The sequence below is a fragment of the Nostoc piscinale CENA21 genome (genome assembly GCF_001298445.1).
Taxonomy (GTDB): domain Bacteria; phylum Cyanobacteriota; class Cyanobacteriia; order Cyanobacteriales; family Nostocaceae; genus Nostoc_B; species Nostoc_B piscinale_A.
Genome location: NZ_CP012036.1, coordinates 2,435,149 through 2,452,123, shown reverse-complemented (window position 1 = coordinate 2,452,123; position 16,975 = coordinate 2,435,149). Strand labels below are relative to the sequence as shown.

Below are 16,975 nucleotides of genomic sequence, written 5' to 3'. Positions count from 1 at the left end.
ACAAATGTGCTTAGGAATTCCTGGACAAATTGTCGAAATTACCGACATTCAAAAAAAAATTAGCCATTGTGAATGTTGCTGGTGTCAAACGTCAAATTAACATCGCTTGCATCGTCGATGAACAACATCCTCCCGAAGCTTGTTTAGGAAATTGGGTATTAGTTCACGTTGGTTTTGCGATGAATCGAATTAATGAGGAAGAAGCTGCGGAGACATTAAAGTTATTAGCAGAAATTGCCGCTATGAGTTAGAGTATTACTGCTAAGTACGCTGAATTATTAACACTAATTACCTAAATTTTATGAAATATGTAGATGAATTTCGGGAACCCGAAAAAGCCCACGCCCTACAAAAAGAGATAGTAAAAATCAGCCACCAAATAAAAAAACATATCAAAATTATGGAAATCTGTGGCGGACATACTCACTCTATTTTTAAATACGGTATTGAAGCAATACTGCCCGACAATATTGAATTAATACATGGGCCTGGTTGTCCAGTCTGTGTGATGCCAAGAGGAAGGTTAGACGATGCGATCGCTATCTCCCAACATCCTAACGTCATCCTTGCCACATTTGGCGACACCATGCGCGTTCCTGGTTCCAAAGATAGCCTCCTACAAGCCAAAGCTAAAGGCGCAGATATCCGGATGGTGTACTCGCCCCTAGATAGCTTACAACTCGCCAAAGATAACCCTGACAAAGAAGTTGTTTTCTTCGCCCTTGGCTTTGAAACCACAGTCCCCAGCACAGCTTTTACCATCCTGCAAGCCGATGCAGAAAACATACATAACTTTAGTATGTTTTGCAACCATGTCTTAGTTATTCCCGCCCTCAAAGCACTATTAGATAACCCAGATTTACAACTAGATGGATTTGTTGGCCCTGGTCATGTCAGTATGGTAATTGGTACTGATCCATATCAATTTATCGCCCAACAATATCATAAACCAATAGTTGTTTCTGGCTTTGAACCATTAGATATTCTCCAATCAGTTTGGATGCTATTAAAACAGTTATTAGAAAATCGTTACGAAGTCGAAAACCAATATAACCGACTAGTTGAAAAAGCTGGAAATCAAATAGCATTAAAAGCGATGAATCAGGTTTTTGCTGTACGCGAAACTTTTGAATGGCGTGGTTTAGGAGAACTACCAAATTCTGGCTTAAAAATTCGTCCTGAATATGGACAATTTGATGCAGAAGTCAAATTTACCATCCCAAATCAAAAAGTTGCCGACCATAAAGCTTGTAAATGTGGTGAAATTCTCAAAGGAGTTTTAAAACCTTGGGAGTGTAAAGTATTTGGTACAGCTTGCACCCCAGAAACACCGATAGGTACTTGCATGGTTTCCTCGGAAGGTGCTTGTGCAGCTTATTACAAATACGGACGCTTCTCCAATTTCACGCAAAAAAAAAGTAACTGAAAAACAAACAGCAGGCCTAACTTCATAACCTAATATAAGAGTGAGCAATCCGCACTCTACAAGACAACAATTTTAGGATTGGAGTAGGAATTTATGCCTTTTGTTACAGTTAAAATTGCCCGTGGTCATTCCATCGAAAAAAAAACGGCATCTAGTCGAAGCCATTACTAATGCCCTAGTCACATCTTTAGATACCAAACCCGAATGGATAACTATTCATATTGATGAATTTGAACGTGAAAATTGGGCTGTCAATGGTATCTTACACTGCGATAGACATCGTGGTAGACATGACGAAACAGGCAGATAAAACTAGTTAGAAGGCAGGAGGCAGGAGGCAGAAGATATTAATAGTTATTAAATCAAAAAACTCTGTCACCTCTCTCCTGTAACCTGTCACCTATTTATCATAAATTATTTTAATCAATTTTATATGGATTTATCATCATCAAATCAATTACAAAATCCCCTGTTGCAAAAAATCGCACAAGCCAAGCGTCGCCAATCAAAAGTTCGAGATAGTCACATAAATTTAGCACATGGTAGTGGCGGTAAAGCCATGCGTGATTTAATTGATGATGTATTTATCCAGAGTTTTGATAATCCTATTCTTTCCCAATTAGAAGACCAAGCCAGTTTTAATTTAGCTAATCTTTTACAACAAGGAGACAGACTCGCATTTACCACAGATTCTTATGTTGTAGACCCATTATTTTTCCCTGGTAGCGATATTGGAGAATTAGCAATTAACGGCACAATTAATGATTTAGCAGTTAGCGGTGCAAAACCTTTATATCTCACCTGTAGCGTCATTTTAGAAGAAGGATTACCCCTAGAAACTCTACGCCGTGTAGTAGCCAGTATGCAAGCCGCAGCCAAAAATGCAGGCGTACAAATTGTCACAGGTGACACAAAAGTAGTTCATCGTGGCGCGGCTGATAAATTATTTATTAACACTGCTGGTATTGGTGTTATTCCCATAGGCGTAAATATTTCCGCACACAATATTCAACCAGGAGATGCCATTATTATTAACGGCGAATTAGGAAATCATGGCACAGCCATTTTAATCGCCCGTGGTGAATTAGCCTTAGAAACTGATATTAACAGTGATTGCCAACCCTTACATACTTTAGTAGAAACTATCCTCAAAGTTTGCCCCGAAATTCATGCCATGCGGGATGCAACACGCGGCGGTTTAGCAACAGTATTAAATGAATTTGCCCTCACATCTAATGTTGGTATTCGCCTCCATGAAGATTCAATTCCTATTAGAGAAGAAGTCAAAGGAGTTTGCGAAATTTTAGGTTTAGACCCATTGTACTTAGCCAACGAAGGTAAATTAGTCGTAGTAGTAAAACATGATTACGCTGACAAAGTTTTAGCAGCCATGAAAACTCATCCAGCAGGCAAAGATGCTTGTATAGTCGGTGAAGTTATTGCCTCACCTCCCGGCGTTGTCTTCCTCAAAACAGTTTTTGGTGCTGAACGTATCGTAGATATGTTAGTAGGCGACCAACTACCAAGAATTTGTTAAATATTAACCTCTTCTTTGCGCGGCAGTTGCTTCAAGTCGGCAAAGCCGCCCAACGCGCTGCCTTGCCTTTGCGCCTTTGCGTGAGACAATTAATTCTCTCTTATCTATATGCACGAACTAGGAATAACCCAAAATATAGTAGCCATCGTCACCGAACACGCCAATGGCATGAAAGTGCAGAAAGTAGTCTTAGAAATTGGCAAACTTTCAGCCATTATGCCAGATGCGATTAAATTTTGTTTTGATATTTGCTCAAAAGGTACAGTTTTAGAAGATTCTATATTAGAAATTATCGAAATACCGGGATTAGCCAAATGCAGTCAATGTGGTGCGGAAATTGCTCTTGATAAGCCTTTTGGGGTTTGCAGTTGTGGTAGTGTGCAACTTGATTTAATAACTGGTGAAGAACTTAAAATTAAAGAAATAGAGATAGAGGAAATATGTGTGTAACTTGCGGTTGTTCTGATGATGCTGAAGGTAAAATTACCAATCTCCAAACCGATGAAATTAATCACCATCACGACCATCATACCCACACTCATACTTTACCCGATGGAACTGTGATTACCCATACCCATCATCATGATGAAGCACCACAAATTCATGCCAAAATTCACGGCACAACCATATCTTTAGAACAAGATATCTTAGCAAAAAATAACTTATTAGCAGCCCAAAACCGGGGATGGTTTAAAGGTCGAAATATTCTCGCCTTAAATTTAATGAGTTCTCCCGGTGCAGGCAAAACAACATTATTAACTCGCACTATTCACGATTTAAAACAACAATTACCGATTAGTGTAATTGAAGGCGACCAAGAAACCACTAATGATGCTCAAAAAATTAAAGAGACAGGCTGTAAAGTTGTCCAAATCAATACAGGTACAGGCTGTCATTTAGATGCGTCGATGATAGAAAGAGGTTTACAACAACTCAACCCGCCGCTAAATTCTGTGGTGATGATTGAGAATGTGGGTAATTTGGTTTGTCCGGCTTTATTTGATTTAGGTGAATACCTCAAAGTTGTAATTCTGTCTGTCACGGAGGGAGAAGATAAGCCGCTAAAATATCCCCATATATTCCGCGCCAGTGAGATGATGATTCTCACCAAAGTTGATTTATTGCCTTACGTGCAGTTTGATGTGGAACGTTGCATTGAATATGCAAAACAAGTGAACCCAAATATACAGGTTTTTCAAGTGTCGGCGATGACTGGTGAGGGTTTAGATAATTGGTATAAGTGGCTGACGGCAAAGGTGGGGAGTTTGTCTATCTTTCTTTTGTAACTCTGGGAAGAGTAAAATCAAAAAAGAAGTCTGAAAGGCAGGTGGGGAATTAATAAACTAAAATATAGTAATATTTAGCCCAAATATTACTATATTTTGAGCTATTTTTATAGGCTTTTTCTTAACATTCAACACTTCTGGGTTTTAGCTATCACTGTCTATGTAGAAAAGTTAAGGTTTTTGCTGACTTAAACCAGACAGATTACACCGATCGCCACCACTTTATGCCCGGTTGCACAAACTTTCTATTTATGCCTACTTGTAAGTTTCAAATCAATTTCCAAATCACGAATATATTCAGTAATCATGTGCTTCTTAATCGTCACAGGTGTATAGGGCTTAACTGGTATTCCGACTAGAGACAGGATTGTGGATATTAAGCGTGTTATTAGCGTTAACATAAACTCAACAATCAATATTAGAAGGACAATTGTATCTTCTCCCCAAAATGTTTTGACTTTGCGGTGACGATTCTTTGAAAAATAAACTAATTTATTGATGTGACTAAAATCGAGAAGAACTGGAACTCGTGGTGGTAAACGCGGTACAACATCAATACCGTTCACAATCCGATGCGATCGCCCGTCAAACTTCTGAGTGATCTTTTTTGCTAGAGCTTGTTGAACAGTCCTGGGTGAGCCAAAGGTGTAGAGTGCTGTTATGTCAAAACTCTTTTCATACACCAGTGATTTGTAAGCTGCCAACGTAGCTAAAGCCCCGCCCAGACTATGCCCTGTAATGTAGAGTGCAGTATCATTAGATTGCTGATATAAGTTAAGTAAGGCATTGCTTATCCCTGGAAGACCAAGCCAATTGACCTTTTGATTTGGCTCACTATAAAGGTCTTCAATTTCTTTGCTTACAGCCGTACCCCAGATGTTTTCAATACCTGCCACAAAGCCTCCGTGGGCATAAAGTTTAGGAAGTTTGGCAATGGAATTTTCCTTAAGACCTGCATTTTCTAACAGGTTTTCGTCAGGAAATAGTCTCTTCACAAAATTAATATCAGTCAGGATATCGATAGAGTCTTCCTCTGTTCCGCGAAAAGCCAGCACTGCAAACTTGCCGCCTCCATCCACACCTGGATGGGTTGCTAAAAATGCCTGTGTGCCTTGAGTATCAAAGAAAAGAATGCTATCAAATCCCACATTTTTTTAACTCAAAGGCAACAGTAATTTTATTTTCATAGACTAAGTTTGAGCATTGAGCTAACCACCAGGCAATGCCTGAATCATAGGCTGATTTACCCGCCGGAAAAGGCACTTTCAATGGCAGAATCGGTGTATCACAACCTTGCTCTAATCGCAGTCTATCTTCAAGTCTGCGAAAATACTTGTAAAAGTAGAGCATAATAATATCCTCTTGTACAAGAAATATTGAGTGCATTCCCTACCTATAGATTGTTTAGGTAGAGTAAGCGAAACCAATATAAAACGCGAAACAACAATACAGTAAATCTACCATTCATAATACAATAATTGTAGGTATTACAGTACTATGAATGGCAAAAAAAGAACCAAAAATACAGAAAAAATCTGAATTGATGTGTGGGAATTGGTGGCAACAAAAGACCAAAAACATTAGATAATTTTCGCAGTGGAAGAATATTGGAAGTATTTAACTCCATTGCTTCTCATTATTAATGCTCAGTTGTTTGATATCACTGGCTTAACAGCAAATCAAACAATGTCTGCGTTAGAACGAATGATTCATCAAACCGTAAGTAAACCTAACCCAAAACATCCCGCAGGTTGCAAGTAAATGAGGTACACAATTAGAGCATTAAACATAAAAATTCTTCCTCCTGCCTCAGAAGGTTTTTTTAAGATGATTGTTTTAAAACATCAAGAAGTACAATGATTGTGAACACGATTGATTAGTTAGGGTTGGCGATCGCTATTATGAGCAAAGCCAGGATTCTCGACCCATCTGAGAGCTATACTTTCAGCAAATACGCCGAATTAGCCTATGATAGTGCTGATATCCTAGCTGAATTTGGTGTTATCCTCAACAATACCTCGCTTCAACTTCCACAGCAGTTACCAATAGATCCCGAACCACTGAGAATAGAATTACAAGAAAATCTCACATTGGTAGATCCTGTTTCTGAGATAGCTAGACGTGAAACACTGATATTTCCAATTCTCAAAACGATTTGTAAATTTATTCAAGTACCACTCAAAAAAGCTAGTGCAAAATAAGTTGTGGTAGATTTAATCGCTAAACATTTGGACTGCATAAATTTGGCCATTTTTGCCGACAGCCATACCATAGCCAAATTTTTTATATTCACGTCGGAGGAGATTTTGGCGATGACTGTTGCTGTACATCCAACCGCGTTGAAAATCTTCGACTTTACCGTAAGTTAAACCTAAACCTTGCACACTATCTTGAATAATATTTTCGCCAACTGCCACACGCCGATTACCACCAACTTGAATGTAGCGATCGCTGGGATTTTTCCCATCTAAAGAAATATGATTAAAATACTGCCGCTCTAGCATATCTTGGGCGTGGAATTGGGCGGCGAGTGACAGTAAAGAGTCGGCTGTTAAAGGTTTTAAACTATTTAAAGTGCGATCGCGATTGACTAATTCTAAAGCAAATTGTCTTAACTCTGGCTCAGAACGCAACTGTTCCGCATTCCAAATGGTAACTTTCGGCCGGCCGATTTTCCAATCTGCACCGCCATTTCCGTTATATAAACCTTGTTTGAGCAGTCCAAAAGGAGAAAGTTCTGTCCAAAAATAATTAATGTCTATTGGATCTTCCCGCAAAGCCTGACGAATAAAATATGTAGTTGGTCTAAATGCCAAAATCAGCATAAATAGAACAACGTATTTCCACCAAACGTTGACTTTGCGTTTTGTATCCATTGTCTTGATTTAAAGGGATGCACAAACTACTTAAACGGTCTTACATCTACATCTTGCCTGATTAAGTAACAATTTAGCACTTATGGTTGCTTGATAGCGATCGCCATTAGTCAAAAAAACATAAATTTCCACCATACCTAAATTTAATCCCAGAATTCACCTAGAGCCGCCAATTGGTCGCGGTATTCAATCCGAATTACCCAATCTTGGGGCCATGCAGCCATACCTAAATATGCTCCAGCAAAAGCACCCGCTAAACAAGCGATCGAGTCAGAGTCGCCTGCTGTGAGTGCAGCACGCCGCACTGCGGCTAACGGTGCTTCTGGAAAGAACAAAAAGCATAATAAACCTGTAGCAAAAGCCTCTTCGGCTACCCAACCTTCACCTATGGCCAAACAGGGGTCAATGTCGCGGCTGGGGTTGACTAATGCTGCGTCCAGACGGTCAAGCACTGCTAAACACTCATCCCAACCACGACTAATAAATTCTGTTGGTGTATTTATGCCTGGGCGTTGCCATAAATCACCCAGCCAATCAGCATGATAAACTGAACGCTGACTTAACGCATAGTTGCGAAGATAAGCCGAACATTCTTGCGGTTCACCGCCCTTGACAAAATAAGTAATTGCTGCTGCCGTTAAATCAGAAGCAGCCAGGGCAGTTGGATGACCATGAGTCAATGCGGCTTGAAATTGAGCAACTGCCGCACGGGTTGTATCATCTGTGGGTAATAAACCTACAGGCACAACACGCATATTTGCACCACATCCTTTAGAATTTGGCCTAGTTGCTTGCTGCCAAGGTAAACCTGCTTCCAGATATTCACAAGCCTGTAAGCAAGTCATCCCCGGAGCGCGATTATTGTCGGGACTGTGTAACCACTCTACAAAAGTACGTCTAAGAACAGGTTCCAAATTAGCTAAATTTAAGTTTGGAGTATCAACCTCAACTAAAGCTTGTGCGACTGCCAATGTCATTTGTGTGTCATCGGTGACGCGTGCAGGATTACCCACAATTTCTTGCGGCCCATTTGGTGGAAAGCGACGACGAATTTCTTCCACACTTAAAAATTCTGTAGCAGCACCCAAAGCATCACCACAGGCAAGCCCAAATAAACATCCAGAGGCACGACGCATAACTAACATTTTTAATTACATTTTTAATACATAAACGCTACAAAATCTACCCTTACCCGTACCAATTTTAGATTTTGGATTATGGATTATAGATTAGCCAATCTCAACTCCAAAATTACTTTACTAATACTTAAGTCGCTGTCAGAAATAGTATTACTACTCCCCCACTCCTCATTCCCTACTCCCGCCACAAGTTACTATCTTTGACTGCACTTTGGATAAGTATCCGCATTTTGACTGAATTTATTAGGCAAGGAATCCTTTTATAGCTCACTGATTCTCTGTATCTCTGGAGTTAATGTTGTTTAAAGACGGCAAACACCACATGGTGATTACGGTTCACCCTAATTACTGGATGTATTAATTCTCATAAATTAGACGAAGTGAAAGCAAATTAATCCATGAACCAACTAGACAAAACTTTAAAATTAACCGTCCCAAAGCAGGTTCGGGAAACCACCCTTCATGGACTGGCTATACAAGCTCAGTATATATATCAGCAGAAATTGGGGCTATAACCCCAACACAACCGAGCTAAAGGTCATCGATGCTGAAGTAACTGCTTTCATAAAATCAGTTGGTTCAAGATTTAGTCCTTATATTCCCATTCATTCATTTGTAGTTATACGGAGCCAGCAGCTAACATGGCAAAAGTAGTTGGAATTGACTTAGGAACAACTAACTCCTGCGTGGCAGTGATGGAAGGTGGTAAACCCACGGTTATTGCTAACGCAGAAGGTTTTCGCACAACACCATCAGTAGTAGCATTTGCGAAAAATGGCGACACCTTGGTAGGACAAATTGCCAAGCGCCAAGCGGTCATGAACCCCGAAAACACTTTTTATTCAGTTAAGCGGTTCATTGGTCGCCGCTTTGACGAAGTTACTAACGAAGCTACAGAAGTTTCTTATAAAGTGTTGAGCAGTGGCGGTAACGTCAAGCTAGACTCTCCTGGCGCTGGTAAGCAATTTGCCCCAGAAGAAATTTCTGCTAAAGTTCTGCGTAAACTCGTTGAAGACGCAAGCAAATATCTGGGTGAAACTGTTACCCAAGCTGTAATCACAGTTCCGGCATACTTCAACGACTCTCAACGTCAAGCTACCAAAGACGCTGGTAAAATCGCTGGTATTGAAGTGCTGCGGATTATTAACGAACCTACCGCCGCTTCTTTGGCTTACGGCTTTGATAAAAAGAGCAACGAAACTATCCTGGTATTTGACTTGGGTGGTGGTACATTCGACGTATCCGTCCTGGAAGTAGGCGACGGCGTATTTGAAGTATTAGCAACTTCTGGCGATACTCACCTTGGTGGTGACGACTTCGATAAGAAAATCGTTGATTTCTTAGCAGAACAGTTCCGCAAAGACGAAGGTATCGACCTCCGCAAAGACAGACAAGCACTGCAACGTTTGACTGAAGCTGCTGAAAAAGCCAAAATTGAGCTTTCCAGCGTCACCCAAGCGGAAATTAACCTCCCATTCATCACCGCTACTCAGGACGGGCCAAAGCACCTGGATATGACCCTGACTCGTGCTAAGTTTGAAGAACTTTGCGCTGACTTAATTGACCGTTGCCGTATTCCTGTAGAGAATGCGCTCCGCGATGCTAAGTTAAGCAAAAATGACATCGATGAAGTAGTATTAGTTGGTGGTTCTACCCGTATCCCCGCAGTCCAAGAGTTGGTAAAACGAGCTTTGGGTAAAGACCCTAACCAAAGCGTTAACCCTGATGAAGTGGTAGCTGTTGGTGCAGCAATTCAAGCAGGTGTATTGGCTGGTGATGTTACAGGTATCTTGTTGTTAGACGTAACACCATTGTCCTTGGGTGTAGAAACCTTGGGTGGTGTGATGACCAAGATTATTCCTCGCAACACCACAATTCCCACCAAGAAATCTGAGGTATTCTCTACTGCTGTTGATGGTCAAACCAACGTAGAAATTCACGTCCTCCAAGGTGAACGGGAATTTGCTAACGACAACAAGAGTTTGGGAACCTTCCGCCTTGATGGTATTCCTCCCGCACCCCGTGGCGTACCTCAAATTGAAGTGGTATTTGACATCGATGCTAACGGTATCCTCAACGTTACCGCTAAGGACAAGGGTACTGGTAAGGAACAGTCCATCAGCATTACTGGTGCTTCTACCTTAGATAAAAATGATGTTGACCGGATGGTGCGAGAAGCAGAACAAAATGCTTCCTCTGACAAAGAGCGTCGTGAGAAAATTGACCGCAAGAACCAAGCTGACTCTTTAGCATACCAAGCTGAGAAGCAACTGCAAGAATTAGGTGATAAAGTTCCTGCTGCTGATAAGACTAAAGTTGAAGGTTTGGTGAAAGACCTGCGGGAAGCAGTTGCTAAGGAAGACGACGAGCAAATTACCAAGCTGATGCCAGAATTGCAACAAGCACTATTCGCAGTTGGTAGCAATATCTATCAACAAGCTGGCGGTGCTGCGCCTGGTGCTGAACCTCAAGATGGCGGTGCTTCTACTTCCTCTGGTGGCGGTGATGATGTAATTGATGCAGATTTCACTGAAAGCAAATAATTCCTCCAATGATGTAGGGAAGGTGAGACATTCCCTACTCAATATTTCCCCATCCACGCATTCGCCTGGGTGGGGATTTTTTTTTATGCGAGGATTTGGTATATGTAGGAGAAGGCAGAAGGAAAAGTCTTACTATTCATAGCATTTAAGTTTTCAAATTGTCCTAACATATCTGACTACCGCTATCGGTGATAGGTGATGGGTTAATATGACATATCCTGCAACACCTTGGATACTTTTAGGTAAAGCGATCGCCTCTCTCTATCTGGTAAATATTAATCAAGTACGCTCTCTCATTCCGTCCGAATTTCGAGTTTTCTCTGTCTGGCCGGGTAAAACTCTTGGTTGTGTGTATTTAGCTGATTACAGGGAAGGCTCTGTGTTGGAGTACAGTGAGTTAATTATTGCTCCGGCTGTGGTTAGTTATCAAAATCAAATTGGTGCTTGGATTTCGCACATTTATGTAGATAATGCTGATTCTGTGGCTGGTGGTCAAGAAATTTGGGGATTACCAAAAGAATTAGCAGATTTTACTTGGGAAGAAGATAAGCGGGTGAAGGTGCGTCAGGGCGATCGCAAATTGTGTACTCTGAATTATAGTCAGCAAAGTTTGGCGTGGCGACAACGGCTGACTGGCTCTGCATTTAGTGTTCGGGGTGTAGAGTTACTTCAATTTTCGGCTGAATGTGAGGCACTGTTGGGTTTGATTAGTTCCCAATTAGAAGTTCCTGGTGAAAGTCATTTTGCGAGTATAGGTTTAGGTCAGCCTTTTTTAACTGGGCGTGCTGAACAAATGAAATTAAAGGTTGCTGATCCTGAAGTAGTGGGATAAAGAGTAGGTAAGGTAGTTTATTCAGTAATACCAAATCTTTTCAGAAATCTAGCCTTAACTGAACCGTGTTGGCAGATCCTTAGCCTGCGTTCGGCTTTGCCGTCGCTGATAGGCTAGACAGGCTTTGTTTGTATGTTTATATGCAGCCTGATTAAATAAAGCAATCTGGTTTGGGAATAATAAATTCACGCTAGAAAAGTTCCAGACCAGATATATATGTTAAATGTAGTAGTTGGCCATAGTAATGACCCTGATTCTTTATCAGCGATTACTGAAGTTCTAGAGCAATGTCAAGAGAATTTAGACGGTAAACTTCCTCAAGCTGGGATTTTATTTGCTGCAATTGATTTTGATTATGCAATTGTATTGCAAGAAATTGTGCAAGCTTTTCCTGGTATTGAATTAATTGGTGGTACTACCGATGCCGAAATTTCTTCGTTATTAAAATTTCAGCAAGATTCTATAGCTTTAATGCTATTTTGTGCTGATGAAATTGAAATTTATGCAGGATTAGGTAGAAACTTATCGCAAGACCCAATTTTAGCTACTCAACAAGCTGTAGAACAAGCAAAGTCCAAAATCAAAAATCAAGCGAATTCTCAATTATGCTTGACTTTTCCTGAAAGTTTAACAGTTGATGGTGTAGCAATTGTAGAAGGACTAAAACTAGCATTGGGGAAAGATATTCCTATTTTTGGTGGCTTAACTGCTGATCAGTGGAAATTTGAAAAGACTTATCAATTTTTTCAAACAGAGATTCTGAATGATGCTGTTCCCGTATTAATATTTTCTGGTAACTTCTTGTTTTCTCAAGGAGTAGCTAGTGGTTGGCATCCTCTAGGTAAAAAAGGAAAAATTACCAAGGTCGATAAAAATATTCTTTATGAAATTGATGGCAAACCTGCATTAGACTTCTATCATCATTATTTAGGTGGTTTGCCTCCTTCTGGGGAATATCCTTTAGCGGTATTTGAGTCAGAAACAGAAGAATTTTATATGCGTGCGCCTAGTGTTTATGATCCCAAAATAGGCAGCATTACTTTTTTAGGAGAAATACCAGCAGATGTTTTTGTTCAAATAGCACAAGCCAGTCGTAATGAGATTTTAGATGCTGCAAAAACATCAATTACCAATGCGTTAAATAATTATCCTGGTAAACAGCCAAATGCGGCTTTATTTTTTTCTTGTGCAGCACGTAGGCTACTGCTAGGTACACGCACCATAGAAGAATATCAACTCGCTCAAGAGTTTTTAACAGCAGAAATTCCAGGTTGTGGTTTTTATACACATGGTGAAATATCACCTTTAAATGGTGGTGGCGAAACTAGACTACATCATGAAACTTTTGTCACTCTTTTAATAGGAAGGCATTAAATTATCATGTCATTAGAACATGAGCAAAGAATTAAGGAACTAGAAAAGGCTAATCGTATTCTCCAGAAAAAGCTAGAGCGTTCTGAATCTTTAAGAATTGCATTAGAAGAAACTAATGAAAAAAAAAGAGGCCTTGTTTCTCAAAGTAATTGACGAGTTACGTGAGTCACAAGTAATTTTAGAAGAGCAAAGCCGAGATTTGGAAGAAACTTTAAAAAAGTTACGTGCTATGCAAAGCAAATTAGTAGAATCTGAAAAGATGTCGGCTTTGGGAGTTTTGGTAGCTGGTATTGCCCATGAAATTAACAATCCTGTAAATTTTATATACGGCAATATTAACTATGTTGCTCAATATGCTGATGAGATTTTAGAACTACTCAAATGCTATCAAGAATCTTATCCAGAGCCAAATTTCCAGATAGCCAATAAAATCAAGAAAATGGATTTAGATTTTATCAAGGAGGACTTCTTACAAGTTCTCAGTTCTATGGAAATTGGCAGTCAGAGGATTATTGAAATTGTGCGTTCTTTACGTAGTTTCTCTCGCTTAGATGAAGCAGAAGTAAAAAAGGTTAATATTCATGAAGGCATTGATAGTACTTTAATGCTGCTGCAAAATCGCCTCAAATCTCGAACTAATTACCCAGAAATTACTGTTATTAAAGAATATAGCGATTTACCAAAGGTAGCTTGTTACGCAGGTAAACTTAATCAAGTATTGATGAATATTATTAGTAATGCTATCGATGCTTTAGAACAGAAAATAGATAATTTACAGCACAGTTACTATCCAACAAACGGTATAGCTACACTGCCAATATTAAATTTTAATCCTACAATCAAAATTACTACCGAATTAATCAATAACTGGATTTCAATTCGTATTAGTGACAATGGCATAGGAATTGATGAAAAACTCACTCAACAAATATTTAACCCATTTTTTACTACTAAACCAGTGGGTAAAGGTACAGGTTTAGGACTTTCGATTAGCTATCAAATTATTGTTGAGACTCATCAAGGTCAAATAGATTGTAAATCAATTCCAGGTATGGGTACAGAATTTATTATTACGATTCCTCAACAAAGATTGTAGTTATTATCTCAACAGACTATAGCAATCCTATTCGAGATGTAAAGAAGAGATACCAGAGAGATAAGGTAAACAAGGAAGATAGATATTTGTGAATCTTTTAGAGTTACTAAAATATTGCGATCAGTCGTAAAAGTATAGCAAAGATGATAATTCATGATTGTGTAGCGATCGCACACTATACTGCAAAGAATTGTGAAAATTATAAAAAATGTCAAAACCCAGTTTCTTGGCAAAAACTGGGTTTTGAGATGAGTAAATGATGACTTTACAACCAATCTCGATAAGCGGAGATTTCATTCACACTAATTTCTAACGGCCCACCTTTACCAAACGGCGGATAAACTCTGATTTTGGCATTAGTTGTAAATCTCTCTAATCTATTACCTAATTGGGGAATATTGCTGACTATATGCCAGTAAGATACAATGTCAGGGCAATCAATTACTAACAAGATTTTTGCATTTTTATCGGTAAGATACCACTGACAATTATTGAGTAAAGCTTGAGTAATGCGATCGCAACTGTAATAAAAACATCTGCCAATCGATTGCTCTAGCTCTAAGTGCAGCATTCCATCCTCTTTTGTTACTTGAGTTGGTGGTAAATCATCGGGTGGAAGCTGGTTTAATTTAGACATAACTGCGTACCTCTTGGTTGTAGCACTGCAAACTTTCGATGTTTTTTTGCAGATCAAACGATGCGGGTTTGAGTGCTAATGTACCTAGATTCAATTCGTCCTGAAATTTTTTTGATTTTGTCCCGACAGGTAATCACATCGCCAATGATTGAATTTTCAATCAAATAGTCTTCGTCAAAACAAATATTTGTCCGTTCAAATGGTTTATGACCGTTGGAATTATTCTGCATTACTACTGCCGTATTAGCTTTCATTTTTTGGCTAAATTGGCGGATAAAAGGTATGGCTTCATTCACCGCAGCTTCGTTGGTTTTACCCACAAAAAAGAACCGCGCTAAGACAAAATTATCTGCACCACTGGAATTAATATTGCGGTATTCGTTGACAGTTTTTTTCAGTCTCTCTAGCGCAAAGGGAGGCCCCCCCATTAAGCTAAAAGAATTTTGTGCGGCGAATTCGATACTTGAAGTATCACCACTGGCTATATATACCGGGATTTGCTGTTGCAAAGGTTTAGGGTACACTGTGAGGCGATCGCATTGATAATACTGCCCATAAAATGAAACTTCTTTTTCATATAAAAGCTTATGAATCAATGCCATTGCCTCTAACATTCTGGCGCGAGATTCTCCCATTGAAATCGCAAAATGTTTATTTTGCTGAGGGAAAGGCCCGCCTTTGGCAACTCCAAATAATAATCTGCCATTACATAAATTATCCAAGGTCGCAATATCTTCTGCTACCCGAATGGGGTTGTGAAATGGCAGTAAAACCGCCGCTGTACCTAAGCGAATTGTGGACGTGACACCTGCTAAATGTGCCATCAACAACAGCATAGAAGAACTGATATTGACTTCACTAAAATGGTGTTCACTTACCCAGGCTTCGTCAAAGTTTAAGCTTTCGGCTTGTCTGACTAAAGCGACTTGCTCAAAAATCGCGCGGCGGTAATTTTGGTGATGATTTTCGTAATTGCAGAAAAGTCCAATTTTCATTGTTTACTATTCTTAGGTTGCTACCATTTGCAACTCCAACCACAGGCGTGGATCGGTATCTTTAAGCGTCGATTTAGGGTCTCGAATCAAGCGTTTGGCATTCATACAAACTACTTGGACTAATCCCATATTGTCGGCTATGTCTCTGAGAATTTTTTGCTGTTCTCTAATATGGGGCAACATTTCTTCAGAGCAATAAATACCTATGTATTGCAAACGTCTAGGCGGTCTTCCCCAAAAACAGGTGATGACTTTCACATGACACCCGTCTAATAGTTCTCCAACCTTTGGATAATACTCGCTGACAATTCTTTTGAATTCTTTAGCGATGATATCTTCAGTAATCATTTTAGCTGATGTTTCTGTAGCTTTCATCACGCTATTTAATATAACACATATTTGTCAAATAAGCATGACATAAAATGTAGTTTATATTGCTTTTTGGTATTAAGTAATATATAGAAAAATGTAGCGGTTTATTTATTAAATTCTGAGGGAGATAGGGAATAGTGTAATTCATTTAGAACAAAAAAGACTAAAATACCCGACTTCTTTAAGAAGTCGAGTATCTGAGCTTTGACGATATTGTATAAATCATCAATTTTAAGTCATCAGGTTGATTATCGAGATTTTCGCTCTGCTACTAATACTTCAGCAATTATTTCTGGTAAATCACAAAAATCAGAAAATCCTTCTTTACCATTAATCGGAGAAGTAAAAGTATAGCTTGGATCGCATTCTCCTGTATCGTAGACTTGAATAAACCATTTATCAGGAAAACCTTCTACACCCAACTCAACAATGTACCAATACTCGCCAACTAAACGAGATTTGATAATAGTAAACCACTCTCTGTATTCGTCACGAATATTCCAGTCTGCTAAGAGAAACTCTAACGCTATATGTCCAGCATCAGTAGCCGTCAGTAGCATGATTACTCCTTGTTAGGCACTTCATTCAGATTTTGCAGCTTCGGAATTATTAAAATCAGGATATAAACCTAATTGCTTGGCAAGCTCACGAGCTACATGAAATAAAAATTTAGCGCCATCTTGATTCCCATCGTGAGCAAACATTGTGGCTACTCTCGCCATTGCTTCGATAAGGTTAGCATCAATTAGTTCTGAGTTTGCTTCTAAAACTGCTGGCTCTTGACCATTAGGACATTGTAGTAATTGATCGATTAAATCAAAATATTGAGCTTGCCGTTCTTCAGTCATAATATTTTGTAATT

Annotated in this window: 19 protein-coding genes and 3 pseudogenes; 13 read left to right on the top strand and 9 right to left on the bottom strand. The window is 39.4% G+C overall.

All coding sequences use genetic code 11. From position 1 onward, the window contains the following. Positions 1-4: 4 nt before the first annotated feature. The 6 genes and pseudogenes from ACX27_RS10820 to hypB all read left to right on the top strand — a co-directional run bounded on the left by ACX27_RS10820 (position 5) and on the right by hypB (position 4,249). Positions 5-251: pseudogene (locus tag ACX27_RS10820) on the top strand (HypC/HybG/HupF family hydrogenase formation chaperone). Between the two features lie 50 nt (positions 252-301). Then, on the top strand, positions 302-1,426 hold the full coding sequence (gene hypD / locus ACX27_RS10815) for a hydrogenase formation protein HypD (RefSeq protein WP_062291957.1): 1,125 nt from the start codon (positions 302-304) through the stop codon (positions 1,424-1,426). A gap of 93 nt (positions 1,427-1,519) precedes the next feature. Then, positions 1,520-1,736, top strand: a pseudogene (locus tag ACX27_RS10810) (tautomerase family protein). Positions 1,737-1,859: 123 nt separating this feature from the next. Further along, positions 1,860-2,963 (top strand): hydrogenase expression/formation protein HypE, encoded by a 1,104-nt coding sequence (gene hypE, locus ACX27_RS10805; protein WP_062291954.1) that lies wholly within the window; start codon positions 1,860-1,862, stop codon positions 2,961-2,963. Positions 2,964-3,071: 108 nt separating this feature from the next. After that, positions 3,072-3,413 carry a hydrogenase maturation nickel metallochaperone HypA/HybF gene (locus ACX27_RS10800; RefSeq protein WP_062291951.1) on the top strand — a complete coding sequence of 114 codons (342 nt, stop codon included), beginning with the start codon at positions 3,072-3,074 and terminating at the stop codon, positions 3,411-3,413. Next, entirely contained in the window at positions 3,404-4,249 is an 846-nt protein-coding gene (hypB, locus tag ACX27_RS10795) for a hydrogenase nickel incorporation protein HypB (RefSeq protein ID WP_062291948.1), read from the top strand. The genes ACX27_RS10800 and hypB overlap by 10 nt, the downstream gene beginning before the upstream one ends. Before the next feature lie 245 nt (positions 4,250-4,494). On the opposite strand, the gene ACX27_RS10790 is transcribed toward hypB, so the two are convergent. Both ACX27_RS10790 and ACX27_RS10785 read right to left on the bottom strand, forming a co-directional pair. Next, positions 4,495-5,397, bottom strand: coding sequence for a lipase family protein (locus ACX27_RS10790; protein WP_062291945.1), 903 nt, complete (start codon positions 5,395-5,397; stop codon positions 4,495-4,497). Then, entirely contained in the window at positions 5,387-5,599 is a 213-nt protein-coding gene (locus ACX27_RS10785; protein WP_062291942.1) for a hypothetical protein, read from the bottom strand. Before ACX27_RS10785 ends, ACX27_RS10790 begins: the two co-directional genes overlap by 11 nt. Positions 5,600-5,845: 246 nt before the next feature. On the opposite strand from ACX27_RS10785, the gene ACX27_RS32355 reads away from it, so the two are divergent. Further along, a complete protein-coding gene (locus ACX27_RS32355; protein ID WP_158507369.1) occupies positions 5,846-6,010 on the top strand; it encodes a hypothetical protein in 165 nt (54 codons plus the stop codon). Between the two features lie 140 nt (positions 6,011-6,150). Next, positions 6,151-6,450 (top strand): hypothetical protein, encoded by a 300-nt coding sequence (locus ACX27_RS10780; protein WP_200929936.1) that lies wholly within the window; start codon positions 6,151-6,153, stop codon positions 6,448-6,450. Positions 6,451-6,462: 12 nt separating this feature from the next. On the opposite strand, the gene ACX27_RS10775 is transcribed toward ACX27_RS10780, so the two are convergent. Both ACX27_RS10775 and ACX27_RS10770 read right to left on the bottom strand, forming a co-directional pair. Further along, positions 6,463-7,125 carry a CAP domain-containing protein gene (locus tag ACX27_RS10775; RefSeq protein ID WP_062291939.1) on the bottom strand — a complete coding sequence of 221 codons (663 nt, stop codon included), beginning with the start codon at positions 7,123-7,125 and terminating at the stop codon, positions 6,463-6,465. 143 nt (positions 7,126-7,268) lie between these two features. Further along, entirely contained in the window at positions 7,269-8,261 is a 993-nt protein-coding gene (locus ACX27_RS10770) for an ADP-ribosylglycohydrolase family protein (protein ID WP_062298277.1), read from the bottom strand. Positions 8,262-8,905: 644 nt separating this feature from the next. Here ACX27_RS10770 and dnaK point away from each other — a divergent pair. The 5 genes from dnaK (at position 8,906) to ACX27_RS10745 (ending at position 14,109) form a co-directional block, all read left to right on the top strand. Next, positions 8,906-10,807 (top strand): molecular chaperone DnaK, encoded by a 1,902-nt coding sequence (dnaK, locus tag ACX27_RS10760; RefSeq protein WP_062291931.1) that lies wholly within the window; start codon positions 8,906-8,908, stop codon positions 10,805-10,807. A 208-nt stretch (positions 10,808-11,015) separates the two neighbouring features. Beyond that, positions 11,016-11,639 (top strand): acetoacetate decarboxylase family protein, encoded by a 624-nt coding sequence (locus ACX27_RS10755; protein ID WP_062291928.1) that lies wholly within the window; start codon positions 11,016-11,018, stop codon positions 11,637-11,639. 216 nt (positions 11,640-11,855) lie between these two features. Then, the gene (locus ACX27_RS10750) at positions 11,856-13,013 is read left to right on the top strand and encodes an FIST signal transduction protein (RefSeq protein WP_062291925.1); all 1,158 of its coding nucleotides are present in this window, start codon (positions 11,856-11,858) and stop codon (positions 13,011-13,013) included. A gap of 6 nt (positions 13,014-13,019) precedes the next feature. After that, entirely contained in the window at positions 13,020-13,166 is a 147-nt protein-coding gene (locus ACX27_RS35280) for a hypothetical protein (RefSeq protein ID WP_335337789.1), read from the top strand. Next, the gene (locus tag ACX27_RS10745) at positions 13,129-14,109 is read left to right on the top strand and encodes a sensor histidine kinase (RefSeq protein ID WP_335337788.1); all 981 of its coding nucleotides are present in this window, start codon (positions 13,129-13,131) and stop codon (positions 14,107-14,109) included. The genes ACX27_RS35280 and ACX27_RS10745 overlap by 38 nt, the downstream gene beginning before the upstream one ends. Before the next feature lie 265 nt (positions 14,110-14,374). Here ACX27_RS10745 and ACX27_RS10740 read toward each other — a convergent pair whose 3' ends face one another. From ACX27_RS10740 to ACX27_RS10720, 5 genes and pseudogenes are all read right to left on the bottom strand, one after another. Further along, on the bottom strand, positions 14,375-14,746 hold the full coding sequence (locus ACX27_RS10740) for a hypothetical protein (protein WP_062291923.1): 372 nt from the start codon (positions 14,744-14,746) through the stop codon (positions 14,375-14,377). Then, positions 14,739-15,741 (bottom strand): annotated as a pseudogene (locus tag ACX27_RS10735) (LLM class flavin-dependent oxidoreductase). The gene ACX27_RS10740 and the pseudogene ACX27_RS10735 overlap by 8 nt, the downstream one beginning before the upstream one ends. A 12-nt stretch (positions 15,742-15,753) precedes the next feature. Continuing rightward, entirely contained in the window at positions 15,754-16,116 is a 363-nt protein-coding gene (locus ACX27_RS10730; RefSeq protein ID WP_235526583.1) for a hypothetical protein, read from the bottom strand. A 245-nt stretch (positions 16,117-16,361) separates the two neighbouring features. Beyond that, positions 16,362-16,673 carry a hypothetical protein gene (locus ACX27_RS10725; RefSeq protein ID WP_062291919.1) on the bottom strand — a complete coding sequence of 104 codons (312 nt, stop codon included), beginning with the start codon at positions 16,671-16,673 and terminating at the stop codon, positions 16,362-16,364. A gap of 21 nt (positions 16,674-16,694) precedes the next feature. Beyond that, the gene (locus ACX27_RS10720; protein WP_062291915.1) at positions 16,695-16,961 is read right to left on the bottom strand and encodes a hypothetical protein; all 267 of its coding nucleotides are present in this window, start codon (positions 16,959-16,961) and stop codon (positions 16,695-16,697) included. Positions 16,962-16,975 lie beyond the last annotated feature (14 nt).

Bases quoted from the DNA above. Each gene is read 5' to 3' on its own strand.
- ACX27_RS10725 (WP_062291919.1), bottom strand. From the start codon at position 16,673: ATGCTACTGACGGCTACTGATGCTGGACATATAGCGTTAGAGTTTCTC.
- ACX27_RS10740 (WP_062291923.1), bottom strand. From the start codon at position 14,746: ATGTCTAAATTAAACCAGCTTCCACCCGATGATTTACCACCAACTCAA.
- ACX27_RS10800 (WP_062291951.1), top strand. From the start codon at position 3,072: ATGCACGAACTAGGAATAACCCAAAATATAGTAGCCATCGTCACCGAA.
- hypD (WP_062291957.1), top strand. From the start codon at position 302: ATGAAATATGTAGATGAATTTCGGGAACCCGAAAAAGCCCACGCCCTA.
- ACX27_RS10775 (WP_062291939.1), bottom strand. From the start codon at position 7,125: ATGGATACAAAACGCAAAGTCAACGTTTGGTGGAAATACGTTGTTCTA.
- ACX27_RS10785 (WP_062291942.1), bottom strand. From the start codon at position 5,599: ATGCTCTACTTTTACAAGTATTTTCGCAGACTTGAAGATAGACTGCGA.
- hypB (WP_062291948.1), top strand. From the start codon at position 3,404: ATGTGTGTAACTTGCGGTTGTTCTGATGATGCTGAAGGTAAAATTACC.
- ACX27_RS35280 (WP_335337789.1), top strand. From the start codon at position 13,020: ATGTCATTAGAACATGAGCAAAGAATTAAGGAACTAGAAAAGGCTAAT.
- dnaK (WP_062291931.1), top strand. From the start codon at position 8,906: ATGGCAAAAGTAGTTGGAATTGACTTAGGAACAACTAACTCCTGCGTG.
- hypE (WP_062291954.1), top strand. From the start codon at position 1,860: ATGGATTTATCATCATCAAATCAATTACAAAATCCCCTGTTGCAAAAA.
- ACX27_RS10720 (WP_062291915.1), bottom strand. From the start codon at position 16,961: ATGACTGAAGAACGGCAAGCTCAATATTTTGATTTAATCGATCAATTA.
- ACX27_RS10755 (WP_062291928.1), top strand. From the start codon at position 11,016: ATGACATATCCTGCAACACCTTGGATACTTTTAGGTAAAGCGATCGCC.
- ACX27_RS10770 (WP_062298277.1), bottom strand. From the start codon at position 8,261: ATGCGTCGTGCCTCTGGATGTTTATTTGGGCTTGCCTGTGGTGATGCT.
- ACX27_RS10750 (WP_062291925.1), top strand. From the start codon at position 11,856: ATGTTAAATGTAGTAGTTGGCCATAGTAATGACCCTGATTCTTTATCA.
- ACX27_RS10730 (WP_235526583.1), bottom strand. From the start codon at position 16,116: ATGAAAGCTACAGAAACATCAGCTAAAATGATTACTGAAGATATCATC.
- ACX27_RS10745 (WP_335337788.1), top strand. From the start codon at position 13,129: ATGAAAAAAAAAGAGGCCTTGTTTCTCAAAGTAATTGACGAGTTACGT.
- ACX27_RS10780 (WP_200929936.1), top strand. From the start codon at position 6,151: ATGAGCAAAGCCAGGATTCTCGACCCATCTGAGAGCTATACTTTCAGC.